This is a genomic window from Herbaspirillum sp. CF444 (genome assembly GCF_000282135.1).
Lineage (GTDB): Bacteria > Pseudomonadota > Gammaproteobacteria > Burkholderiales > Burkholderiaceae_D > Herbaspirillum.
In genome coordinates this window covers 90,534-114,452 of sequence record NZ_AKJW01000115.1, presented here as the reverse complement: position 1 = coordinate 114,452, position 23,919 = coordinate 90,534, and the positions used below count along the sequence as shown (strand labels likewise).

Here is a 23,919-nt window from a genome sequence, read left to right as displayed (position 1 = left end):
TTTTTACATCATCAGCGAGTCATACCTCTCGTTGTCTGGTGCTGCGAGATCGGCTTTAAGTCTGTTGCGCTTGCTGCATTCCTGCATCCAGCGATTGGCTGGGGGCAGGGTGTCTTTTATCTTTGATTATTTTTTCTTGCCTTCCACCACCACATACGACGGGCGTCCGTTGCGGTCCCAGTCGATCAGGTTTTGCGCTGCCTTGCGGCGCAATTCCCTGGCCGCGACTTCGGAATAGAAGGCGGCGTGCGGCGACAATAGCACACGTTTGTGCTGGACAATAGCGGAACTTGTCGCCGGCGGTTCGACCGGCAAAACGTCCAGTCCGGCGCCCTTCAGATTGGTGTCGAGCGCCTTGAGCAGGTCGTCGATATTGACCAGCCCGCCGCGTGCCGAGTTGACCAGGAAGCTGTCCTGTTGCATCAGTTTCAACACCGACGCATCGATCATGCCGCGCGTCTCGTCGTTGAGCGGCGTGTGCAGCGAAACGACATGTGCCTGCCGGAACAATTCTTCCTTGCCGACGCGTTCCACATAGGCCGGAAAGTCGCCGTCGATGATGTGCGGATCGTAGGCGATCACGCGCTTGAACAGATTGCGGCTGATATGCGCCATGCGCTTGCCGATGCGGCCCAGGCCGACGATGCCGATGGTCATTTCGGAACAGCGCTGGATCTTGCCCGCGGTGGTGTAATGCCATTGGCCGGATTTGACGTCGCGGTCGTAGCCGGTGATGTTGCGGATCAGGTCGAGCGTCATCGCCAGCGCATGGGTGGCGACTTCGCCGACGCCGTAGTCGGGCGAGTTGCCGACCCAGACGCCGTGCCTGGCGGCGTCGTCGGTATTGATGGTGTCGAAGCCGGCGCCGTAGCGGCTGGCGATGCGGATTTCAGGACGCGCGGCGAACACCTTGGCGTTGACCGGCGCATATTGCACCAGCAGGCCTTCGCAGCCTTCGGCGGCCTTGATGACTTCGTCTTCGGTGCGGCATTGCGCCGTCACGACTTCAACGCCGGCTTCGCGATACAGCGCGAGTTCAAGTTCCACATCGGGAAAATCGTAGTCGGTAATCAATACTTTCATTGCGTCATGTCTCCGTGACTCTGGTTGCAAGCAGCGGAAGTACGCCATCTGATGTGACGCTAGCTTCTTCCGCCGTCTTGTTGAATGATTAAATCCCTACACCTTGAAATCAGTGATTGTCTTTCGGTATTCCCGAGCCGCTCTTGCCGACCAGGAAGTCGAGATCGGCGCCGAGATTGGCCTGCTGCACGTGATCGACGTAAAGCTTGACCCAGCCGCGGTCGGCCGGCGCTTTCGGCGCCTGCCATGATGCGCGGCGGCGTTCCAGTTCTTCGTCGCTGACGTGCAGGTGCAGCTTGCGCGCTTCCACGTCGAGCTCCACCATGTCGCCGTTCCGCACCAGCGCCAGCGGGCCGCCGGCGGCGGCTTCCGGCGTGACGTGGAGAACCACGGTGCCGTAGGCGGTGCCGCTCATGCGCGCATCGGAGACGCGCACCATGTCGGTGATGCCCTTGCGCAGCACCTTCGGCGGCAGCGGCATGTTGCCTGCTTCGGCCATGCCGGGATAACCCTTGGGGCCGCAATTCTTCAACACCAGCACGCAGTTCTCGTCGACGTCGAGATCTTCGTCGTCGATGCGCTTGTGCAGGTCGTCGCTGTTTTCAAACACCACGGCGCGGCCGGTGTGTTTCAGCAGCGCGGGCGTTGCGGCGGATGGCTTGATGACGGCGCCGTCCGGACACAGGTTGCCGCGCAGGATGGCGATGCCGGCGGCCGGCTTGAAGGGCGCATCGAAGGCGTGGATGACGTCGCGGTTCCAGTTCGGCGCGTCCTTGCAGTTGTCCCACAGGGTCTGGCCGTTGGCGGAGAGAGCGCTCTTGTCGATCACGCTTTCGAGTTCGCGGATCACCGACGGCAAGCCGCCGGCGTAGTAAAAATCTTCCATCAGGTATTTGCCCGATGGCTGCAGGTTGACCAGGCAGGGCAGTTTCTGGCCGATGTTGTCCCAGTCTTCCAGCTTGAGGTCGACGCCGATGCGGCCGGCAATCGCCAGCAAATGGATCACGGCGTTGGTCGAACCGCCGATGCCGGCGTTGACGCGGATGGCGTTTTCAAACGCGGCCTTGGTCAGGATCCTGGACATGATCAAATCTTCCTTGACCATCTCGACGATGCGGCGACCGGAGTTGCGCGCCAGCACGTTGCGGCGCGCATCGACCGCGGGGATCGCGGCGTTGCCCGGCAAACTCATGCCCAGCGCTTCCACCATGCTGGCCATGGTCGATGCCGTGCCCATGGTCATGCAGTGACCGTGCGAACGGTGCATGCAGCTTTCGGCTTCGAAGAATTCTTCCTGCGACATCTGGCCGGCGCGCACTTCTTCCGACATCTGCCAGACGCCGGTGCCGGAGCCCAGTTCGCCGCCGCGGTATTTGCCGGACAGCATCGGGCCGCCGGAAATGCCGATGGTCGGCAAGTCCACGGAAGACGCACCCATCAGCAGGGCAGGCGTGGTCTTGTCGCAGCCCATCAGCAGCACCACGCCGTCGAGCGGATTGGCGCGGATCGATTCCTCCACGTCCATGCTGGCCAGATTGCGGAACAGCATCGCGGTCGGGCGCATCAGCGTTTCGCCAAGCGACATCACCGGGAACTCCAGCGGAAAACCGCCGGCTTCCCAGATGCCGATCTTGACCTGCTCGGCCAGCGCGCGGAAATGCGAATTGCAGGGCGTCAGTTCGGAATAGGTATTGCAGATGCCGATGACCGGACGGCCATCGAACTGATCGTGCGGAATGCCGCGGTTCTTGACCCACGAACGGTAGATGAAGCCGTCGCGGTCTTGCCGGCCGAACCATGCCTGGCTGCGGCGCGTAAATTTCCTGGTGTCGCTCATGTTCTTTCCTTTTTTCCTTGCGGCCCGCTCATCGATTGCGAGGGGCGGGCCATGAATGCTGTCTGAATCGGATGGCTGTCGGAAGAATCAGTGGCGAATATCGCTTTGGTCGAAAAAGTAACGGGAGAAATCCATCAGGTGATACGCCAGCATGGCGTCGCCGTTGCCGGCATGGCCGAGGCGGCAGAGGTAGCGGGAGGTCGAGGCAGCGCAGGCGCCGGATTCCGCACGTGCAGAAAAAGACGCCGCTGCCAGGCCGCGCATGCGCGGCTGCGGAACGATGGAAGTACACCCCCGGCCAGTTAAGATCTTCAATGCCTGTCTCCAGTGCTGCGGTATGGTCCGCCGGCAGTTTCTGCTCTTGTATTTTTATGCGTTGCAAATCGGAATGTAAAAACGACGTGCTTCGAAAAGATGCCAGCGAGTCTATTTCAGCATTCGGACTTTGGTCAAGTGGTAATACCAGATTTGTCATACATCTTTTCATCGGCGTCCGACGCGTGCTTCTTTTGCGTCCTATGATGCCCAATGGTGCGCTGCGGCGTAGGTGAATTATTTTCGTGCATCGTTTTCTTTCTTGACACTGCCGGGGTGATATGAAATTCTTTTCCTTATCTGGTCTGACCACATGACCTCTTTGTGTGCGTCGGCAGGAAAAAATACAAGAGTCGAGACGATATCGCTTCTGCTCCATGCGCGCGCGGATCTGCGCCTGCGTCGGGGGCCTCCATGAATTCAAGTTTTGCGCGGGTATCTGCCTGCTACCGATTATCGCAATGAAAGGATGGTTTTTTCCATGGCTGCACCCGAACGTTTTTCCGCCGTCGAACTCAAGCAATTCTCCACGCAACTGCTGCAAAAGGCCGGCTTGCAGCTGGAGCCGGCCGCTTCGGTGGGAGGCACGCTGGTCGACGGCGACCTGCTCGGACACGACACGCACGGCCTGGCGCTGCTCGCCCCTTACGTCAAGGAAATCGAGAAGGGCGCGATGGCCACCTCAGGCGAACCGGAAGTGGTGTCCGATCGTCCCGCGGCGCTGGTCTGGGACGGTCGCCGTCTGCCGGGGCCATGGCTGGTGCACAAGGGCATCGACGCGTTGATGCCGCGTGCGCGCGAACTGGGCACGGCCTCGCTGGCGATTCACCACAGTCATCACATCGCCTGTCTCGCCGCGTATTTGCTGCGCGCCACCGAAGAAGGTTTCCTGATGGTGTTGTCGAGTTCCGATCCCGCCGTGCACAGCGTGGCGCCGTTCGGCGGCACGCGCGCGGTGTTCACGCCGAATCCTATCGCTGCCGGCATTCCGACTTCCGGCACGCCTTTCCTGGTCGACATCTCCGCATCGATCACGACCAACGGCATGAGCAATCGTCTGCACAAGGCCGGCAAACAGTTCGAAGAAGAGTGGTTGCTCGATGCGCAGGGAAATCCCAGTCGCGATCCTGCCGTGTTCGCCGCCGATCCGCCGGGAACGATTCTGCCGTTGGGCGGTTTGTCGGCGGGGCACAAGGGTTTCGGCTTGGCTGTGCTGATTGAGGCGTTGACCGGCGGCCTGTCCGGTTTCGGCCGCGCGGATCCGCCGGCGGGGTGGGGGGCGACGGTGTTCATGAGTCTGTACGATCCGGCGGCCTTCGGCGGCGAAGCGGCCTTCAGGCGCCAGATGGATCACATCGCCGAAGCGTGCCGGAGCAATCCGCCGCGTCCCGGCGTCGAGCAGGTACGCATGCCTGGCGACCGCGGCATGGCGCGTCGCGCGCAGCAATTGATGCAGGGCGTGGCCTTGCATCCGACGATTGCGCCGATGCTGCGCGAAACGGCGCAGCAATATGGTTTGACGTTCCCGGCAGCGCTGGCAAGCTGAATAGTTGCCTGTGGGTGAGATACAATCCGGCGCCAAGATAAAGAAGATTTTGAATCGGAACCCCCTATGCCAATTGAAGCGATCGAGCCGCAACGACTGTATCGCCAGATCAGCGACCAACTGCGCAAGCTGATTGTCGACGGCGAGTTTCCCGTCGGTTCGCGTCTCCCGTCGGAGCGCGATCTATCCGTACAACTGGGGGTGAGCCGACCGTCGTTGCGCGAAGCCCTGATTGCGCTGGAGGTCGAGGGCTATATCGAGGTGCACATGGGTTCCGGGATTTACGTCTGTCCACCGTCCCCCGCGCCTGAAGGCGAGATCGATCTGTCGACCGAAGAAGGTCCGCTGGAACTGATCCGTGCGCGCGCCATGCTGGAAGGCGAAGTGGCCTATGCCGCCGCCAAGAACGGCAAGAAGGCGCAGATCGATGCCATCGAAGAAGCCTTTCGGCAAATGATCGAGCACACCAGCGCCGGCACCAATCCGCTGGAAGCCGATCGGTTGTTCCATATCCGCGTCGCCGAAGCGACCGGCAACAGCGTACTGGTCGGCCTGGTGACGCAATTGTTCGATGCCCGCCTGGGGCCGCTGTTCAATCGCCTGCACAGCCACTTCGACACCATCGAAGTATGGAACGACGCGATCGAAGAACATTCGCGCGTGATGAAAGCATTGCGCGCCCGCGATCCCGAGATGGCGCGCGCAGCGATGCGGCGCCACATGGATATCGCGTTCAAGCGCTATAGCGCCAGCCTGGTCGGGCAGGCGGGTTTGTCTAGCAAAAAAGTCGTCGCGGAGAAGACTTCCAAGGTAGCCAAGGCCAAGCTCGCCGTGAAGAAACCGGCGGCGAAAGAGGGTGTCGTCAAGGTCGCGATCAGGAAATCCGCAAAGCCGGCGACGGTAAAGAAGACATCCGCAGTGAAAGCACCGGCCAAACGTGCGTCGGTTGCCTCGCCACCTAAACGCCGCAGCGCCCGTGCCTGAAACGCCAGAGGAGCTGGGAAGGTATCAGCCCAGCTTGCCGACGTTCTTGTCCCAGTTGCGGCCGTCGAAATCGACGAAGGTCAGCTTGTCGCTGTTCAGGTCGAAGTCATCCAGGCAACGCACATCGACCTAAAGGAAAGTAGATAACCTATGGACATGGTCATAGATGCGGTTGTACGGTCTATTTGCGATATTGGTCTTATGTCCATGGGGACGCAGTAATTCTGGTCAAAACGGACATCATTATGTCCATAGAGAACGTGTTTAGGTGACTATCTCTTCACCGATAGACGTTTCGCTATAGTCAAAAAAGCAGCATCTCAACGCTCCAACATACTTTTCAGTGGCAACGCTATGAGCGATGAGTATTCCATCATAACCACTAAATGTTACGAGTGCCTATGAACTTTGATGAGTTTGAGCGTGAAGGAAAATTCGCCTACTATGCGTTCGCAAATGCCGTTGCGGACATTTTGGAGGCAGCTATCGACGCCGAAGGTGGTTATCGGCTGCAGCAGATTCAGAGGCGAGCAAAATCCTCTGTTTCGTTACGCAAGAAACTTGAAATGCGAGAGATTGCTATGACCGAGCAACTCGAAACAAACATCAAGGATCTAGCGGGATGTCGTGTCGTGTTCTATACAAATAGCGATGTTACCCGGCTTATTCAATCTGGTGTTATTCACGAAAACTTTGAAGTTATTGAGGTCAAGCTGCACCATCCCCGACGAGATGATGCGGAGGCGTCAGAATTTTATATTTCGAATCACTATCTGGTGACCCTTCGCCAAGAGCGCATTGCATTGCCTGAATATGCAAAATTCGCTGGCTTACGTTGCGAGATTCAGATTCAGACAATTCTCAATCACGCTTGGGCGGAAATGGCCCACGATACTATTTACAAGGTTCCTGTTCTAGATAATTTTGGCAGCAGAGCGTTCCAGGGCATACAGAATCGTCTTCAAAAAGTCGCGCAAAAATACTTGTTGCCAGCTGGGTATGAGTTTCAGAAGATCGCTAGTGATTTTAAGCGCCTGGTTGACGGCAAAGCGCTATTTGATGGCGACGCGTTGGAAGCAATCGTCGGCGCGGTGGACAATAATGTTCGAGGTGATGCTCTTGAGGCCTTCGCAGAACATGTATTGCCATTCTATGATGATCTGCCAGGAATATATCCTCATGTCACTGAGCGATTGATTGAGGCGGCTACACGTGCCCGGGCTTCAGAACCGGTGGAAATAGAGACGCCTTACGGTGCACTACCGGCCAAGACCTTTGGCAATATTCTTAAAGCGATCACCGATATTCTAATGCACTATAGGTATGTAGATGTAGAAGAAACATTTAATGCATTTTGTTCGCTTTACGGTTTGGCGCGTAGTGACGACGAACGCAAGCATTTGAACGAGCTTGGTAAATCGATTGCAGAACATCAAATGCATGTTTGGCGTGAACATGGCCCCGCAGTCCAGAATCTGTTGATAGATTGCATTAAGACCTTCAGTGACGAAAAATGTCGGGAACTAGAGGACGGCCTGATCCCTATATTGGGAGAAATTCTTGGTTCTGAAATCAGAGGGACAACGAACAGCTCAAGTGCTATCACTATCCATCGGGGATCGGTTGTAGCATCCGATGCATTGACTGCGGCGCGAGAAGGCGCCATCGATCTACTAAAGAAAATTTACCGTTTCACGACTAGTCAAGAGACTCTTTCCCAGATATTGATTCAACTGGAAAACGCTACGCGCTCTCCACATAGCGGTATGTACTCCAACGCCTTGGCAAAAATTATCATGGCGAATACGTTGACCACTATTGAGTTTCAGACGGCCATTTTGCCCGGGTTAAGTCTGCGCCTAAAGCAGGCAATAGAAGACAGAGTGCACCGTCATTACTGGCGTTACGTAGATCTACCAGAGTCAATGCGTGAGGATCTCGAGCTTGTCACCCTGCGAACCCAGATTTTGGCGGCCGCGATTACTTTTCGGGACGCCGCTAATACCGACACGGACTTTTTGATTTACAAAGTTTTGATTGGCTACAACTCCGTATATCCGCCCGCTTGGGATGACAAAGATTTTTTTTATGCGGAAGCGGAGGAATATCGTACTGCGGAAATTGAAGCGTTATTGGATACTGTCTCCGAAGCCACAGCAGATCTCTGGTTCGACCGTCTGAGTCGCTATGCGGAAACCGATTCAGATGACGCAGCAACATTTCCGACGTTCGGTCGTTTTTTAGAACGCTTGGGAGAAACCAAGCCAGATATTCTTTTAAGTTATATTGATCGATTTGCAAAACCATTTGCAAATTTTCTTCCCGGGATGCTTACTGGACTAGTACGCAGTGAGAAACAAGCAGAGGCGCTGCGGCGTATTAATCATTGGATAGACCACGGAGAACATCTGAATGATATAGCCTGGTATTTGCGTTTCTCCGTTCCATTTGATGAGGCAATGCTACTCCGAGTCTTCAATAAAACGATCACTAACGGTGATAGCCATGTGATGCGTAATGTACTCATTGCAGGTGTGCAGCAGTATGGTACGCAGCCTGGCACCATCATCTCTAATATCTTTTTGCCAGCTTTAAATTATCTTGCAGCGAATGCGGATTTCTCCTGGGTCCGCATGCCATGGTTTTCTTGGCTGGGAAATACATTGGTCAAAGACCTTGATGAAGATCAGGCGAATCAGGTGTTAAGAATTCTGATTCGTTATCCTGAACTGGAAGGCAGTGCTGAATATATCGCTGCTGCAATTGCCGAAAAGTGGCCAGCAGCCGTTGTATCTTTCATCGAGGCGCGACTTGCGTTTGCACGTACCCAAGCAGCACCTCCTCACTATGTTGCTGTACCGTTCTCTATATATCAACTGCAAGCACCGCTTAGCAAGAACGTCGATATTGTATTAAGCGGAGCTCGGAGATGGTACGACATAGACTCGGCTGGATTCGAATATGAAACCGGCAAGCTTATTGCGTCTATATTTCCAGAGCTTTCGAACGGACTGGGGGACAGACTAATAGGAATGATAGAAAGAGGGACTGAGCGTGATATGACATTCGTCCTCAGTATTTTGGCTGCTTTTGACGGAAAGGCATTTGTTTTCGATCTTGTTCGCCGAGTTGTTGCTCGCTTACCGGCCGCAAGTCAGTCATTGGCTAAAGCACGGCAAACATTACGGGAGACAAGTGTTGTCTCAGGGGAGTTCGGTTTTGCAGAGCTTTATGCTGCAAGGCAGATTTTGTTAGAAGGATGGCTCGCAGATGAGAGCGCCTTGGTAAGAGATTTCGCCAATGAACATATCATCGAGTTAAAAGCTCAAGTTGCAGCGGAAAGTCGATCAGCAGAAGCTTCGATTGCATTACGCAAGCTCGAATATGGGGAGGGATTGGATGATCCTGAACCAGAAGACTGATACCACATGGAGCTTTAGAAAGGCAAGCAGAAGAAGATGACTAAAACTAGTTCGATATTTTTAAAATAGATACCATCAAAATTCGAAGTCGTTATCCGCTAAATCTTTTTCAGAATACAACTTATTCCAATCATCGGAACTGATATGCCACTTCTGAATAAGACTTATCGCTGCAGTATCGTTATTTAAAAACTGCTTTGCTGTCGATGAGATTTGTGAGAATTTCACTAGGAAGTGCGTCATATAAAATAAGCATATCTGTACACAGAATCGCGCCATGTCGCTCTGCGTCTGCATATTTCGGGCCTGCGATATTTGTATTGCGCTGATATAGCTTGAATGACTAAATCCAGATAGATGACTATACGTAGAGTCAAAGTACCGAGGATGGATACCTGCATCTATGGCCAGTACTTTCCAATCTCGCAATTGGCTCCATCCCCCAGAGAGAATTCGTTGTGCTTGTTTTTCGGTATAAAAGGCATTCAAATGTGGAGAGCTTTTGATACTAATTTGAAGTTGCTCCATATCTCGTTTTTCCGATGCTAGCTTTAGCTTGTCTGCCGACGTGCCCGGACGTAATTTCTGGCGATCAGCTAGACCGCTTAGCTGCCAAATTTCGCAACGAAATTTGGATAAGGTGAGGTCTTCTTGCCCAAAAATATATGCAAAAGTCAAAAATGTTTCTATCGCTGCTCGAGTAACAATTTGCGCCGAAGAAAAGTCGATGTAATAGGAGGGCGGATGCCCGGGGGGCAGGTCTACATATATTTGACATAGGACCTTAACGGACTCCAAGTGTCGAAACATTTTGAGCGCCAAGGAGTGGGTGTCGCCTCGCCAAGGTTCAAACTCTTGGAATTCGTCAACGCTTCCTTGTACAGCATTGAACAGCGCAGTTAGACCATCAGAATATTCAGACGTTAGTTGATCTAGATTCATGGGCGCTGCTTCGGGTATCCGCGGAAATTCTCAATGATAACAGCTGACAGTTTCATACTTTCCTCCTCTAAGCTGTTGGAATTTTTATGCAGACTATCAGGGTTTTTGCATACGGGAGCGTATGCCTGTGCATCGACGAGCACTTCTTCGCAGCAACGCTGTACTCCAATACCGTTGATACCGCCGGATATTAGAAAACGGTAGGTCGCTGTTCAGGAAATATAAATAGAGAATGAGCGCGTAATCGCTCGACAAGGACTGATATTGATTAGGGTAATGTATCGTCAGACATGAGAAGTTGAGCCGGCTCGACATCGAGAGCGATGGCGATACGTTCAATATTGTAAATAGTGACGTTTTTCTCAGCCCGCTCCAACATCCCCACATACGTGCGATGTACCCCAGCCGCCTCAGCTAAAACTTCCTGAGACAAGCCGAGTGCCACTCTCCTACGCCGAACATTTCGGGCGAAGATCTCAACTAATAGGCTTTTTTGAGGCTTGACAGGCATCCATAAAGTGTCTGTCGTTGCATACTATGATTCTACATACTATGATTAGCGTTTTTTATTGTGCAGCTATGAGCACCGGTTCTCGCTCTATTGATTGCTCACCGACTTTTTATGTTTGTCACAGATACTAGCTGGGAACTTCACGACGCACGCCGATCGCTTTTGGCACCGTTTCGGATATGGGATAGCGTAGCAATTACATATTCGGAACCTTGCTACCTGGTGCAGTTTCCCTATTCACTTGGTACGGAACGAAATGCCTTGGATCGCCAGATGATTTCTTCGGTCGAGCGTCTGCTTGAGGCGACCGCAAACCACGGCCCCACGCGATGTTTAGTTTATTGCGTAGAGTCAGTCTATGAGAAAGACCATTTTAAGATCAGATTGGAGGAAGTCTCCGCGATCGGATGCTATAGGGATGACGACGGAGAAATGACTCATTTTGTTCAATATGATCAAAACCATCGCCCACATCCAGTGTATCCAGGCCAACCAGAACTTCCCCAATATGCTGAGATTCAGCTTCTTGCTGATTTTACTTCCAAGAGGCGCAGCGCATCCGAATAAGAAAACTTCGCCGGCATGAAAGGACTCCGAGAGTTCATTCCTCGATTCTTATGTGTGGAAAGGCTGTTTTCCCTTGTCCCTTCCTGAGATTGGGATCTCTGGACTTCTCTGCGATCTCGGCCCACTCGGCTGCGGTAACACCCCGAGTTTTTTTTGAGCGGCGCTTTATTTCTTCAGGGTCTTGTCTTGTCGCAAGGCCTTTGTCCCTCAAAGCCATCAATCTTTCGGTTGCTTTATCGATAGACATTTAGATTCTCCTGTTGGATAAAAACTATGAAGCAAAGCCATCCTCTTCGGCGCCAGATAGAACAGGATTTGTTCCGATCCGAATTACTAAAATTAGTGGAAGCAATGGTGTTGCAATCAGCACAGGGACATACATTTGATGCCAATCATTGGTTAAACGACTGGCTGGACTCACCAGTACCCGCGTTAGGAAATCACCATCCAACCGAATTCCTGGGTACTGCCGAAGGACAAGACTTAGTCCGGACACTGATCACGCGCATGCAAAGCGGAGCGTTTTCATAGTGATCGCCCTCGAGCAACAATCTCTATTGCTGTAAACACTATCAATACTTCGCCGCCGCTTCACGCATGCTTTTTTGATGAGTATCATATGCACTGTCTACACTTGCGACGCGAGCATTTTCACAGTTGATTCCTACGGTAGTTTCTGACCACGCAGCTCGTTGGGATGGCGACATAGTACTTACCTCACCAGACTTGAGCGCGGTACATTTCTGAAGAGTTGTCTTTGCTTCTTCCAGATTGCCCTTGTAATAGTCTACCGACTTCGCACTTTCAGTCTTTTCGCCACAGGCGATTAGAGATAAAAAGAGCAACGTGGAAAAGACAGACCAAGGTCTATATTGTTTGATGGTCATTGAGCCTCTTTGCGAAATTAGTGTTTCTTTCTGTTAATTGCTAATCATAGTATGCATAACTATAGTATGCAAATAATTTAATGAGGCATGTCGTTCAAGAAATTCTTATGATTTTTTGATGAGAAAATTCTCCCTAAGGCTGGCTAAACTTAGCGGAATTTGCTTCGATGAAGCGAGGTATCCAGCCCTTCCTCGGGGATCGGTATAGTCAGTGCAAAGAAACCGTGGAAGAACATGTAAGCTGAGGACAATGAATAAAGTTGGTCGGGCTGCATATTCCAGTGAATTTGGTCACATAGTTCAACAACATGGATATCGACCGTTCAGCAACGCGGACAGTCGACCCGCGAATAGACGTGCTCGATAGACAGATACTTGAATTAGTTTTCAAAGTCTGCAATCGACGGCGAATATGCATGGGTGCTAAACTTTCAGCTCGTGTTTTTACCTATTTCCGCCCCACCATAGCGCTTAAGCGCAGAGGATAAGTTATGCGCAATCTACCGAGTATCGAGGTTTTTCAGGATCTCTCACTTACTGCCGTCGATGGCGATGGGATCGCCTTGCGCAAAGCCCTAATCAATGAAGCGAAAGGCCTCTGGCACCATGATCTTGAGATGGAATCTCGTGCTATTGGACTTGGGACAGGTTCTGAAAACACATTACTCGCACTTCGTCGTGATGGGGACGAACTAATTCCAGCCGCGGTTGTGACTCTGTTTCCAGAAGGCGATGGTGGCTATAAGGTGACGAATGTCGTTCCGAGTGAGTTATATGCGCTGACTCATCATCAATATAACTCAGTGTTAAAAGACTTTATTGAGTGCGTTGCAAAACCCACCGCTCCTGCGATTGAAATACGCTTAAGCAAAGGTACGAAAAGTCTAATGGACTGGACAAGTGCGGAGGCAGCGAGCGCTCTTGGTATTTTCAGTCGCGCAGCTAACAAATCAACAGGGTCATCTCATCCAGCGGACAGGGATCGATGGATGGCGTTCATTGTTCAACATCACCAAAGCCGCAGGAACGATCTCGATCCAAGTGTTCTTGCTAGGTGGCTATCGGAAGCAGATGGTTGGCCCGAGGATATGGCTCACGAACTTGCTATCGAATTCGAATCAGCGCTTGATCTTCTCGCATACTACGATGGGCATCGATAATGGGATTCGACACACTCGTGCAGGACGTAGCTGCGTTAGGGGCTCCGGTCCTTTGTGCTGATACCTGTTCCATCCTGGACGTGATGCGCGATCCAACAAGGGACGACGCGCGAGCGCATGTCGCGAGCGCAACATTAGAGTTAATATCTAAGATGGAAGTGGGGGGAGGATTGGTCTGCCTGTTAGCAGACCAAGTGAGAAATGAACTAGCGACTCATCTGCAACAAATCCAGGACGACGCGAAAAGCCAGCTTAGTAAGCTGACAGAGCGTATCAATCGCGTCAATTCAATTTCTGCATTGTTCGGCCGGCCTGGAACAACTGACCTAACGCATCTTATAGGCCACGAGATACGCGCTCGCGAAATTGCTGACCGGTGGATCGATTTTTCTAAAGTAGTCCCACAGCGCCAACAAGTAGCAGGCCTTGCTTTTGCGCGCGTGACTGCTCCTAAAGCACCCGCGCGACAAGGCAAGGACTCGATAAAAGATTGTGTTGTCATCGAAACTTACTTTGATGTTATCCGCGCCTTACGCAAGACAGGATTGCAGTCCACGATTGTTTTCCTGTCGTCGAATACGAGAGACTACACGAATACCAAAGACAGTAATCTTCACGATGAGTTGCTGCCGGAGTTCAAAAGTCTCCACATTGAGTATGCGTCGAACGCTGGAGCAGCGAAGCATATACTTGGCTTCTAATCTGGAAATTTCCTTATCTCGGTCGTAGACAACAGCGTTGCCTATGGACGATTGGGAACATCAATGGCAAATCAGTATTTCACTGTTTCAGAATTTCTTGCTGAGGAGTATTTTGTCCAAACCGGCGCAATTTGCCGAATCTGCGCACTGCATGCAAAGCCAGTGTTCACGTCTGGCGAGACTTTGCGGAGTGCCGCCCATATGCTCTTTTAACTCATAATCCGTTGGTGCCGTGTTCGACTCACGGGGGGGCCACCAGCATTGAAGCGGCTTAGCGCCTTATCGCGCTAAGCCGCTTTTTCTTTTGCTGGGGGATTTTTTGCCCAATCTCACCATGTTTTCTCTCACGATCTGGTAAATTGCCAGGTGGACATGTTCGTTTTGAGTGTCCTCAATCGGCCAGTAAGAGACATTAATTAACATGTTGATTCTATCCGGACATCCAATTTTCTAGAAGCGATACCAATGCGTCAGTCCATAGGAAACGATTCAATGAAGAAGACAGATAGTCGAGCTTTCATTTTTTTATCTATTGTTGGAATAGGTGTCGCAGGACTATGGGCGGCATATATCTACATGGACTCCTATAGCACTTTCGAGACCATAGGAAATGTGGACGTCCTATCTCTTGGTCTGTTTGTAGCCATTCCACTCTTCGCCTTATTAAATATCAACTATTTCAAAACGGAATTGGGTCACAAACCTCTGTTGCGGCGAGGGCTTTGGCTTCTGACCATTGCACTCGCCGTCGCCGTCCCAACTAGGAATTTACTGAATATCGCCTTTGACTACAGTGCACTACAAGAAATAATTGTTAAAGTCGATGAGAAATCAACCTTCCATGGACGACGAGCGCATTACAAACTCATAGTGGAGAGTTCGGTTCTTGGGCCAGGATTGCGAGACTTTGAAGTGGGAAAAACACTTTATGACGAAGTAAAAACTGGAGAGAAGCTCGCTTTGCAAGTTCATCCCGGTGCGCTCGGACTTCTATGGTTTTCAGGGATATGGAAGAAAGTAGCTTTAATACAAAAAGAGGAAGTTGCGTAACATAGACACTGGCTGAAATTGGTCGCTGTCCGCAACCGGCCAGGAGTGGACATGCATAGCTGGTGACCAACGAAAAATGAAGGGACTTACATGATGCTTGATGGTTCTCACGCCGGTATAAAACGAAGGATAGTCGTTGGTGCGGCGCTATTTGGGATACTACCTTTGGCAATTTGTGCCCCGTCGGTGGAAGATCGAAGGAAAAAGATTAAGTCCATGGATCAGAAAAATTCTCAAGAAGCCTTACAACGACGCGCGCGCTCCGAAGCTGTACTGAGGGAAGATGGTGTCCCAATCAACCAATACCTCCCAGTTATTGAAACTGAAGATGACGCCAAACGGCGCTCGAAAGCCGAAATCTCTCAGCGAGCTCTCTGCGTCCTTCTCGTCGCGCTCAAGGGCGAAGGTTTGGAGCAGCCTATAGTCGAAAGGATTGCTCAGGACTTCAAGCTGCGCGATTCGCTGACTCCAAAGGAGCGAGTCTTCATTGCCGCTAAGACCTCATCTCAAAATGACCGCGTGCAGTTCTCTTGGAAATACGAGGCCGCATGGGTTCTACTTTGGGCCTTAGGCTACGTGAACGTTCTGGACAGGCCGACGAAAATTTGCGATGTGCAGTTTGCAGTCAAAACGATGCGTGATCATGGCCCCAGCGGTTTTGAAGCTGGCGCTAAGCTGCGTTCTCTTCGAGACATTCTGGATCAGGCTGATCTAATCTACCGCTATCACTGGGCGGTTGTGGATGCACGGATTAAGGGGCGTCCAGCACCTGCAAAGCTGGAGGCAGGAGTGGTACTTGAACGTCACTACGCCTTGAACTGGCTCATAGGCTACATGGATCAAGAGTGGGACGATATTTCCACGGACACGTAACGCCAAGCTCCTGCTATGAGCGGAATGACAGCAGTCGGCCAGTAGCAGCCGTTCAAGCTATTTAGCGAATACGAAAACTGTAACGCGAAACGGAGTCAGCCAAATCCGAACTTCAAGGAATAGACGACATGAACTTCGAATCATCAATACTACTTTCGACATTCTCGTTAGGAGTTACAGAAAAATACTATGGTCTATGCGATAGATTTCCGTATAGAGCTGGAGCCCTGTACGCAAAAATTGCGGCCAAAGAGTTACTCAATGCAGCACAAGGAAAAATCCAAATCTCAAAGCTGCCTGGTCCTGGAGCAGTGTTTCAGCTTGTCGGATTACCAGATGACGTATCTCTCAATTTCATCGTTCAAAGCGGTGGAACGGTTGAAACTGATTTCTCTCTATTAATTGACGGTCAAAAGGCAAGAGGTACTTTCGCAATCTTGTGCAACGAGTCCGTGAAAAATCAAGGTTTTCCTGCGCCGAATCCCGCATACCCTCGTCCCATAGGTAGCTCTGCGGAGGAGATGGTCTCTATTTTTCAAAGTCTTGGAGAGCTAGTGCTTGTACTTGCAAAGGGAGCAGTAAAGGTAGACTAACCATTCCGTAAATGTAGATGACCGCAATCGGCCAAGAGCAGACTTAAAGAAAAAAATAGATAGCGACATGGGAAAATCAGCTATGAAGAGAGATCTCCAATTATTGTATGCAGTCGGATTTGCGTTTTCTTTGCTCACCTTTCTTATCTCGTTAGGAAAAGGAGCACCAATATATAGCCATGACGTGAGTGTCTTATCGGCTCTCGATATATCCGTTGCGACCGGATTAGGCGTCATCATCACGTTCTCACTAGGAGCATTACTTATAAATAACTTCATCTATGCTCGTCAGAAAAAAAACTGGCGAGATTTCTGGTCAAAAGACATGCTTGAATATTTTTATGGCTCCGTAATCACAGAAACGTGGCGAATCGCCCGCGGAAGGATGATGCTGTTTCTCGCTACTTTTTTCGTCACGTGGTTGTTGGGTATATTTTGTGTTTTTTTGCGAACCCTTTAGTGGATTTTCGCAATCGTCCAGAAAACAGCATTAAATCTTAGAGATGATCGCTGCATACTATGCCCGTTAAGCTAGTTATATTTGATTTGGACGAGACGTTGGTTCATGCACGCTTGGAGCCTTTGGTACAGCCTGCCGACTTAAGATTTTCCGGCTATTTCATATATATCCGCCCCTATGCGGCTGATCTGGTTAAATTCGCATCGACCAAATTTTCAGTTGCTGTATGGTCCTCCGCGAGTCCTGACTACGTTGAGTTTATAAGTAATGCACTTTTTGAGGACCAACATACGCTTCTCTTTCGCTGGGATGTGCAGAAGTGTGTACAAAAGGTAGATTCCCGTACCAACGGCTACGTGTACATCAAGGATCTTCGGAAGGTAATGAAGCATGGCTATCAAGTAGAGGAAATTGTTATCGTTGATGACAGTCCTGAGAAAATTCAACGACAGCCTCGTTCTCACCTCGTTGTTAAGCCGTTTCACGGTGACAAGCAAGATAAAGAATTGCACTCGGTCATAGCAAAGCTAGGAGAACTGGCTGTTTAGATGGCCACAATCGGCCAGAAGCTGCCTTTATTTAGGTCGTTACAGCATCACTATTTCAAACACTACTAACGTCGAATAGGGGAAGTCCATGGATTTTAGTCAGATAGTAGGAAAGGTCTTTAGAGCGCAATCCGGCGAAGAATTTGGCACGATACGTGCGCTTGGTGAGGGGCCTTTGCCTAATTGGTTGGGAACCATAAAACAAGTTCCTTTTGCGATAGACGACTCTGGAAACTTCTTTGTTAGAGACAATCAGAGCATTTATTTTTTAGACCACGAGACTGACGAGCTAACAGTATTGGCAATATCCGAGGCCGATTTCTTAGCGGGCCTTTGCTCTCCCCAGCCGGTTGAATTGACGAAGGGTCAAGTAAAGTCAGCTTGGATAAATCCTGAGTTTCTCAAGAAAATATCCAAGTAAGCCATTGCTCACGGACGTCCGTAATCGGCCAGTAGCAGACAATCTCTATAACTTACAAAATTGGGAAACCTATGAATTGGTTATTCGCAGACCCACCTAATATGGCCGTTATCTCGCATCGACGAATCGTTGAAAGAGAAAATTCAATTTCATTTGTTTCACATGATGAAGATGATGGCGGTTGGCAGTTTCTTCCAAATTCGGACGGAGCATTGGACGCCTCCGAAGCGGTGGTCGCTAGCTTCAAAAGCATCGTTGATATTGACTCTTCCATCGTTGAGCTTGCTGACCTTCCCTTGGGGTGGTGTGCTCGGCGCCCGTCACAGACGGAGCAATGGATTCGAGAGAAAATATAGAGCTGCTATGACCGTAATCGACCCGAAGCTAGGACAGCAAAGCGATTTAATTATCAAAGCCAGTGTAGTAAAGATAGCCTGGCTGCTCGTTCTCCTGGGCTTGCTTACTTTATTTTCGGCATTTTGTATCCAGCTTCAGCCTGTTTGGGGGTGGATTGGCACAATTCTCTTTGCGCCGTTATTTGTTTTATCGTTCTATGTATATCGTCCCAGTGCAACATATCTCCGACTAAGCACAGAAGGTATGGATATTGTAAATATGGGCCGGCGATTTAAGCTGCACTGGTCAGATGTCGAAGGTTTCCACCTCGGGAATGTCAAGGGAGATAGGCAGATTGGTATCTTGTATACCGACGCATATCTTGAGCAGCAAACAGCTCATTTCATCCATGACTCTGATCATGCTTGGCTCCGTGACCTCTATAGTTTGCCACTTGACTCCCTTTGTAAAATATTGAATCAATGGAAGTCCACATATGATCAGCGCCAAGCTTAGTGAAATCGGATGTCCGCAACCGGCCAGAACCAGACCCTCGTAAAGAATAAAAGCCCCTTATAGGCAGGCGATTCTATTCTGAACATTCGAAGATACGTAGGGAATTAATCCGCATGCTCAAACTGCGGGAAAACGGAACGCCTGCATTCTTGGTAGGTTGGAATCGCTCGTAAGAATAGACAAAAATCCGTCAGTGGATTGTCAGTTGCTTGTGTAAACATCCAATAGAAATGGCAGCAAGGGATGCTGCTGCTTCCGTACAAGCAAAAAATGAATGCAACAAAACAGTCATCAATATGAGCGATGAAAAAAATAATGAGGGTTGGGTATGTCGTTGCGGCTGCCGCGGTACTTTTTTCCGGTTGCGCATCGACGGTCAGGAACTATGGTCCAGACGATCATTTTTCTAGTACGGAAGCGGCGTCCGGTTCCAGTTCTACACGCGAACAATGTGCGCGTATCAATGATGCCGTGTGGATCGAAGGGAGGACATTTCAAGAATGCATCCGCTATTTTCCTTCCAAAGATTTTAGCAATGGAGCGGTACGCAAAGTCATCGTCTTTATGGCGGGTGACATCCTTTCCACGAGCGGGGTAAGCGCAGCCTATCCAGCGGGGACACCACGCAAGCGCGTCGAGAAAGCAGACCTTGAACAGAGTCGCGGTGGGACTGCATATCTGATATTGGGCAGACCGGGAACCGATGGCAGCAGCGGCAACCAAAACTGGCGACGCACGCAGTACGAAACGCTCGTGATAAATGCCGCGTTGGACAAAATAAAATCCAGGTATGGCATCGAAGAGTATGGATTGATCGGACAATCGGGCGGTGGCGGCCTGGTTGGCGCCCTGATAGCCGAACGTCAAGACGTGCTGTGTGCTGTGTCGTCGTCGGGAGTGACTGCGGTCAAGTATCGGGTCATTGCCGCGGGTCGATCCAGCGACTACACCGGCAAGTCGATGGCAGAAATATGGGATCCAGTTGAACAACTGGACCGGGTGCACCCCATGCCTGGTTTCCGCATGTTCGTGACTAGCGACCAGCGAGACGCTGACGTTGGTTTCAGTTCACAAGATCACTACGTGCAGGCCGCCAAGAAAATGAAATTGCCGATCACGCAAATCATGGTGCTCGCCACTGGCGCTGTACATCATCAGACCTTCGGCATCGGAAACCGCGTCGTAGAGGATTGCATGCTCGGTCTGTCTACCGATTATATATTTCGCACCTATAGCGGCATGTCGAACGACTATCCGCATATGGAAGAGCTCGCCCACAAAGCGCAAGTACAGGCTGGGCAGGAAAGGATAAACCAGGAGGGGGCGCAAATAGAGAATAAATAATAAATGAGCCGATCACACGCAGTCTTTACCGAAATCGATAAAAAATATTAAAAAGGGATGTTATGTTTTATTTTTTAATACCAAATCCTACGTTGATTAACCGAGTGAAATGGCTAAACGCGACTTTCCTTTGCATGGTCGCAGCAGTGGGGTTATGGATTTTTTTGTTGGCATTTAGATCGGTCCTGCCAGAATTTGTCGTTGCGACGTTTGCATACGCAAGTTTTTTGGCGCTTCCTGCGTATTTATATTATTTGTGGATCTTGGACGACTTGGCATTCAAAGCAAAGAAGAATGGAAGTCTATGGGTAGTGGGGGCCTTACTGGGGCCTTTAGGCATCCTCATCACCTACTTTAGGATGCGCTCGATAGCGAAGAAAATGCTTACTTCAGAGTTATCCAAATCGGCGTAATTTCGCTTTGATGTAGCCCACATGGGCGCTGGACTATGTATTCTTCCGGCCGAGGCTGTGTAAAAACACAAATTTGCAAAAAAATCTTGGGTAGGGAAGCCCTTCTGGATATCGAGAAAATTGAATAGCGACCTATCTGAGAGGTCGATTTTTGAGTCAGCTAAAAATTCCTACGTTTTTACACAGCCTCGGCCAGTTGCGGACATGTCACATCAATATTTACGTGTTAGCAGTCAGCCAGGCTGCGAATGGATTTTCCGAATTGATCGAAGTTGTTTTCCTGCAGCCAACATCGGATCGAGTTTCGTCGATTGGCCCATTCTCTGACCAACATTGAGTGCCATCTGATGTCTCGCGTTATTTGCTTAAACACTGCTCCATATCGCTTAGCTGCGTATTGAATTGCATCGAATTCTGCCCCGCTCTTTCTTCACTTTAAATTGGTTTGGTAATATATCTAGACTAAATAAAAGAACACAAGAAAAACAATGGAAAAATCTCCCTCAGCTATTCTGATCGTGGGATTCGGTTGTATAGGTCAGGCGTTGCTTCCTCTCATCATCAGAGAGTTTTCGCTGAGACCGAATCAGATTCAAATCATCGCGGCAGATGCGACGGGGAAAGCAGTTGCCGACATATTCAAGGTTCAGCTTGAGGTCTCACCGTTGATGCCAATAAACCTGGAGTCGATGCTTAAGGATCGACTACACCGTGACGACTTGCTGATTAATCTTTCGGTTGAAGTTTCGTCTCTTGCATTAATAACCTGGTGCAAGCAGGCCGGGGTCCTCTATCTGGATACCTGCGTCGAACCCTGGCCCGGCGGATACTCAAATACCGAAAATTTCGCTGAGACGACAAATTATGCGTTACGGGAACAAGCATTGCATTTGGCCGAGCGAGGGGCGCCAACGGCTGTCATCGCACATGGCGCCAATCCCGGTCTTGTCACCCATTTTGCTAAGGCTGGCCTTCGCGAGCTTGCAAAACTTCGCGGTATTTCTTCGCAACTATCTTCGGCGGAAACAGCTGCAGCTATCGGGGTAAAGGTGATCCAGATCGCAGAGCGCGATACTCAACGCGGGACCTGTCTCATTCCGGAAGAGGATTTCGTCAATACATGGTCCGTGAGCGGGTTTCTGGCTGAGGCGCTTCAATGCGCCGAAGCAGGATGGGGAACTCATGAGCAGTCCCTGCCGCCGCATGGCGTGCATCACGACTTCGGGGAGAGAAGTGCGATCTTTATGCTGGCGCATGGCATCGATGTGCGCGTGAAGTCTTGGGTTCCATCCATGGGCGAGCAAAATTCTTATCTCATTCCCCACCATGAAGCCGCATCTTTGGCTAGTTTCTTGACGGTGCCTTCAGGGAGGTATGCCTCGCCGGTATATCGGCCAACGGTTTATTACGCCTACACCCCCTCTCCTGCAACATGCCAGTCGATTCAATCGTGGAAAGCACGCGGCAGACAGGCGCTGAAGCACGGCTATTTCTTGCGCGACGAACTGGAAGACGGTTTCGACGAACTAGGGATCCTCTTCATAGGCGAATGGGGAGCATATTGGTACGGATCGACTTTGAGTCTCGGCGAGGCCCGTCAAATTGCACCGTTTAATTCCGCAACCTCAATGCAGGTCGTGGCCGGAATCCTCGGCGCCTTGGCTTGGATGAAAAATCATCCGAACGAAGGAGTCGTCGAGGCGGAAGACATGGATTCCGAGCAAGTACTCGACGCGGCCACTCCCTTTCTCGGTGAAATCTGCGGATTCCAGACAAGCTGGCAACCGGCCGCGAATTCAAATCTCCAATTTAATGATTTCCTGGTCAGTAGCATGCCTATGGAAATGACAAAGCGACTTGAGGAGTATGTCAATTGAGGCGTTCTAAAAGTGTCCCACTGATCGTCATCGGTACGATGGTTGCCTTGAGCGGCTGCGGGCCAGACGGCAAACAAGTTGAGCTTAAACAGCAATCGTACAATTCCCTGAGCGAATGCCAGGACGACTGGGGCGATATTAAAAATTGCTCCCTCGTTGATGATGGCGGCAATCGTGGCAGCGGAGGTAGTGGAGGCAGCGGCGGTTACAGGGGGCCTCGCTACTATTGGGATCGAGAAATCGGAAGACCCATCGTGGTTGACGCCAATGGCGAAGGGCATCCGGTCAGCGGCACGCGAATCAGCGGGTCTTCAGGTTCTACCGGCACAAACAGCAGCTTTGCCGGCGCGCATATATCGCGCGGCGGCTTCGGCTCATTTGGGCACGGTTTTTCGATGGGAGGCTAATGAAAAGACTGCAAATAGCGCCGAGAAAGAATTATGGCGAGAAGTTGAGAGAGCAAGGCCTCTCCTTCTACAATTGGGACAACTATTGGAAAGAAGATGCCTGCTATCAATTCACGTTGACCCAAATTGAGGAAATAGAAGCCGTTACTGAAGAGCTGCATCGTATGTCGATAGAAGCCATGTGGTTCGCAGTAAACAACGGGATGCTTGGAAAACTGGGTATCTCGGAAGAATTTCACGCAGGCGTGCGCGCCTCCCTGGAACGTAACGATTTCTCTCTTTACGGCCGTTTCGATCTTGCGTACGACGGCGTATCGCCGCCCAAAATGCTTGAATACAATGCCGACACGCCGACCTCCCTTCTGGAGTCGGCGGCTTGCCAATGGTACTGGATGGAAGACGTCTATCCGGATACTGACCAGTTCAATTCCCTGCACGATAAACTTGTGGAACGTTGGAAGCAGTTTCCCGGAAATGACACAGTCCACGTAGCCACCATAGCCGAAAATGAAGAGGATTGGGTATGCGGGACTTATCTGATCGATACCATCACCCAGGCCGGGCGGGAGGCGAAACACATCAATATCGAAGACATTGGGTGGGATCGTTATCGTAACGCGTTTGTCGACGCTGATGGCGTGACTATTCGCAATCTGTTCAAGCTATATCCTTGGGAATGGTTGGTACGCGAGAAATTCGGAAAACATATCATCAACGGTCAGACGAAATTCGTCGAGCCACTCTGGAAAGCAGGGCTTTCTTGCAAGGGCCTGCTTCCGATTTTGTGGCAACTTTTCCCCAATCATCCCAATCTGCTGCCGGCATATTTTGAATCGGACAAGCTGACTTCTTACGCCAAAAAGCCTTTGTTCTCGCGCGAAGGGGCCAATGTCGAATTGGTGAAAGACGGACGAGTACTTGCTCGGGACGATGGGCCATACGGTGCGGAAGGTTTTATCTATCAGCAGCTGTGCATGCTTCCTCAGTTCGATGGTCGTTACCCAATTATCGGATCCTGGGTTGTCGATGGCGCCTCCGCCGGCATGTGCATTCGCGAGGACGATTCTCCCATCACCACAAACATGAGCAATTTCGTTCCTCACTTCTTCGTCGAATAAGGACTTCT

At 50.8% G+C, this 23,919-nt stretch carries 25 protein-coding genes; 18 read left to right on the top strand and 7 right to left on the bottom strand.

What is annotated here, in order from left to right; genetic code table 11:
* Positions 1-126: 126 nt before the first annotated feature.
* From PMI16_RS23790 to PMI16_RS26205, 3 genes are all read right to left on the bottom strand, one after another.
* Positions 127-1,083 (bottom strand): C-terminal binding protein, encoded by a 957-nt coding sequence (locus tag PMI16_RS23790; RefSeq protein ID WP_007884374.1) that lies wholly within the window; start codon positions 1,081-1,083, stop codon positions 127-129.
* 109 nt (positions 1,084-1,192) lie between these two features.
* Entirely contained in the window at positions 1,193-2,920 is a 1,728-nt protein-coding gene (locus PMI16_RS23785) for an IlvD/Edd family dehydratase (protein WP_007884373.1), read from the bottom strand.
* A gap of 87 nt (positions 2,921-3,007) precedes the next feature.
* Positions 3,008-3,235, bottom strand: coding sequence for a hypothetical protein (locus PMI16_RS26205; protein WP_157212793.1), 228 nt, complete (start codon positions 3,233-3,235; stop codon positions 3,008-3,010).
* A gap of 481 nt (positions 3,236-3,716) precedes the next feature.
* On the opposite strand from PMI16_RS26205, the gene PMI16_RS23780 reads away from it, so the two are divergent.
* The 3 genes from PMI16_RS23780 (at position 3,717) to PMI16_RS23770 (ending at position 9,187) form a co-directional block, all read left to right on the top strand.
* The gene (locus tag PMI16_RS23780; protein WP_007884364.1) at positions 3,717-4,781 is read left to right on the top strand and encodes an Ldh family oxidoreductase; all 1,065 of its coding nucleotides are present in this window, start codon (positions 3,717-3,719) and stop codon (positions 4,779-4,781) included.
* Positions 4,782-4,847: 66 nt separating this feature from the next.
* The gene (locus tag PMI16_RS23775; RefSeq protein ID WP_007884362.1) at positions 4,848-5,765 is read left to right on the top strand and encodes an FCD domain-containing protein; all 918 of its coding nucleotides are present in this window, start codon (positions 4,848-4,850) and stop codon (positions 5,763-5,765) included.
* A 401-nt stretch (positions 5,766-6,166) separates the two neighbouring features.
* Positions 6,167-9,187 carry a RelA/SpoT domain-containing protein gene (locus tag PMI16_RS23770; protein WP_007884360.1) on the top strand — a complete coding sequence of 1,007 codons (3,021 nt, stop codon included), beginning with the start codon at positions 6,167-6,169 and terminating at the stop codon, positions 9,185-9,187.
* 75 nt (positions 9,188-9,262) lie between these two features.
* Here the strand turns inward: PMI16_RS23770 and PMI16_RS23765 are convergent, their stop codons facing one another.
* The 3 genes from PMI16_RS23765 to PMI16_RS23755 form a co-directional block, all read right to left on the bottom strand.
* Positions 9,263-10,129: a DUF5677 domain-containing protein gene (locus PMI16_RS23765; protein WP_007884359.1), complete on the bottom strand. Its 867-nt coding sequence runs from the start codon at positions 10,127-10,129 to the stop codon at positions 9,263-9,265.
* A 268-nt stretch (positions 10,130-10,397) separates the two neighbouring features.
* Positions 10,398-10,640: a helix-turn-helix domain-containing protein gene (locus tag PMI16_RS23760; RefSeq protein ID WP_034382082.1), complete on the bottom strand. Its 243-nt coding sequence runs from the start codon at positions 10,638-10,640 to the stop codon at positions 10,398-10,400.
* A gap of 601 nt (positions 10,641-11,241) precedes the next feature.
* Complete coding sequence (locus tag PMI16_RS23755; protein WP_007884356.1) at positions 11,242-11,454, bottom strand: hypothetical protein; 213 nt, start codon at positions 11,452-11,454, stop codon at positions 11,242-11,244.
* 26 nt (positions 11,455-11,480) lie between these two features.
* Between PMI16_RS23755 and PMI16_RS26825 the strand changes: the two genes are divergently transcribed.
* Positions 11,481-11,738, top strand: coding sequence for an MbcA/ParS/Xre antitoxin family protein (locus tag PMI16_RS26825; RefSeq protein WP_081493471.1), 258 nt, complete (start codon positions 11,481-11,483; stop codon positions 11,736-11,738).
* A gap of 41 nt (positions 11,739-11,779) precedes the next feature.
* On the opposite strand, the gene PMI16_RS26200 is transcribed toward PMI16_RS26825, so the two are convergent.
* Positions 11,780-12,094, bottom strand: coding sequence for an EexN family lipoprotein (locus tag PMI16_RS26200; protein WP_157212792.1), 315 nt, complete (start codon positions 12,092-12,094; stop codon positions 11,780-11,782).
* A gap of 491 nt (positions 12,095-12,585) precedes the next feature.
* On the opposite strand from PMI16_RS26200, the gene PMI16_RS23750 reads away from it, so the two are divergent.
* From PMI16_RS23750 to PMI16_RS23690, 14 genes are all read left to right on the top strand, one after another.
* A complete protein-coding gene (locus tag PMI16_RS23750; RefSeq protein WP_007884355.1) occupies positions 12,586-13,254 on the top strand; it encodes a hypothetical protein in 669 nt (222 codons plus the stop codon).
* Positions 13,254-13,955 carry a PIN domain-containing protein gene (locus tag PMI16_RS23745; RefSeq protein WP_007884353.1) on the top strand — a complete coding sequence of 234 codons (702 nt, stop codon included), beginning with the start codon at positions 13,254-13,256 and terminating at the stop codon, positions 13,953-13,955. The genes PMI16_RS23750 and PMI16_RS23745 overlap by 1 nt, the downstream gene beginning before the upstream one ends.
* A 492-nt stretch (positions 13,956-14,447) precedes the next feature.
* On the top strand, positions 14,448-15,005 hold the full coding sequence (locus PMI16_RS23740) for a hypothetical protein (RefSeq protein ID WP_007884349.1): 558 nt from the start codon (positions 14,448-14,450) through the stop codon (positions 15,003-15,005).
* 216 nt (positions 15,006-15,221) lie between these two features.
* Positions 15,222-15,878 carry a DUF4272 domain-containing protein gene (locus PMI16_RS23735; RefSeq protein WP_157212791.1) on the top strand — a complete coding sequence of 219 codons (657 nt, stop codon included), beginning with the start codon at positions 15,222-15,224 and terminating at the stop codon, positions 15,876-15,878.
* 128 nt (positions 15,879-16,006) lie between these two features.
* Positions 16,007-16,471, top strand: a complete 465-nt coding sequence (locus tag PMI16_RS26195; protein ID WP_157212790.1) for a hypothetical protein — start codon at positions 16,007-16,009, stop codon at positions 16,469-16,471.
* Positions 16,472-16,538: 67 nt separating this feature from the next.
* Entirely contained in the window at positions 16,539-16,931 is a 393-nt protein-coding gene (locus PMI16_RS23725; RefSeq protein WP_157212789.1) for a hypothetical protein, read from the top strand.
* Positions 16,932-16,990: 59 nt separating this feature from the next.
* The gene (locus PMI16_RS23720) at positions 16,991-17,479 is read left to right on the top strand and encodes an HAD family hydrolase (RefSeq protein ID WP_051994719.1); all 489 of its coding nucleotides are present in this window, start codon (positions 16,991-16,993) and stop codon (positions 17,477-17,479) included.
* An 88-nt stretch (positions 17,480-17,567) separates the two neighbouring features.
* Positions 17,568-17,900, top strand: a complete 333-nt coding sequence (locus tag PMI16_RS23715) for an SMI1/KNR4 family protein (RefSeq protein WP_034382080.1) — start codon at positions 17,568-17,570, stop codon at positions 17,898-17,900.
* Positions 17,901-17,971: 71 nt separating this feature from the next.
* The gene (locus PMI16_RS25565; protein WP_081493470.1) at positions 17,972-18,256 is read left to right on the top strand and encodes an immunity protein Imm33 domain-containing protein; all 285 of its coding nucleotides are present in this window, start codon (positions 17,972-17,974) and stop codon (positions 18,254-18,256) included.
* A 7-nt stretch (positions 18,257-18,263) separates the two neighbouring features.
* Positions 18,264-18,752 carry a hypothetical protein gene (locus PMI16_RS23710; protein WP_081493469.1) on the top strand — a complete coding sequence of 163 codons (489 nt, stop codon included), beginning with the start codon at positions 18,264-18,266 and terminating at the stop codon, positions 18,750-18,752.
* Positions 18,753-19,055: 303 nt separating this feature from the next.
* A complete protein-coding gene (locus tag PMI16_RS23705; RefSeq protein WP_157212788.1) occupies positions 19,056-20,096 on the top strand; it encodes a hypothetical protein in 1,041 nt (346 codons plus the stop codon).
* 901 nt (positions 20,097-20,997) lie between these two features.
* Positions 20,998-22,386: a saccharopine dehydrogenase C-terminal domain-containing protein gene (locus PMI16_RS23695; RefSeq protein ID WP_007884340.1), complete on the top strand. Its 1,389-nt coding sequence runs from the start codon at positions 20,998-21,000 to the stop codon at positions 22,384-22,386.
* Positions 22,383-22,793, top strand: a complete 411-nt coding sequence (locus PMI16_RS26190; protein WP_157212787.1) for a hypothetical protein — start codon at positions 22,383-22,385, stop codon at positions 22,791-22,793. The genes PMI16_RS23695 and PMI16_RS26190 overlap by 4 nt, the downstream gene beginning before the upstream one ends.
* Positions 22,793-23,911: a glutathionylspermidine synthase family protein gene (locus PMI16_RS23690; protein ID WP_007884338.1), complete on the top strand. Its 1,119-nt coding sequence runs from the start codon at positions 22,793-22,795 to the stop codon at positions 23,909-23,911. Before PMI16_RS26190 ends, PMI16_RS23690 begins: the two co-directional genes overlap by 1 nt.
* Positions 23,912-23,919 lie beyond the last annotated feature (8 nt).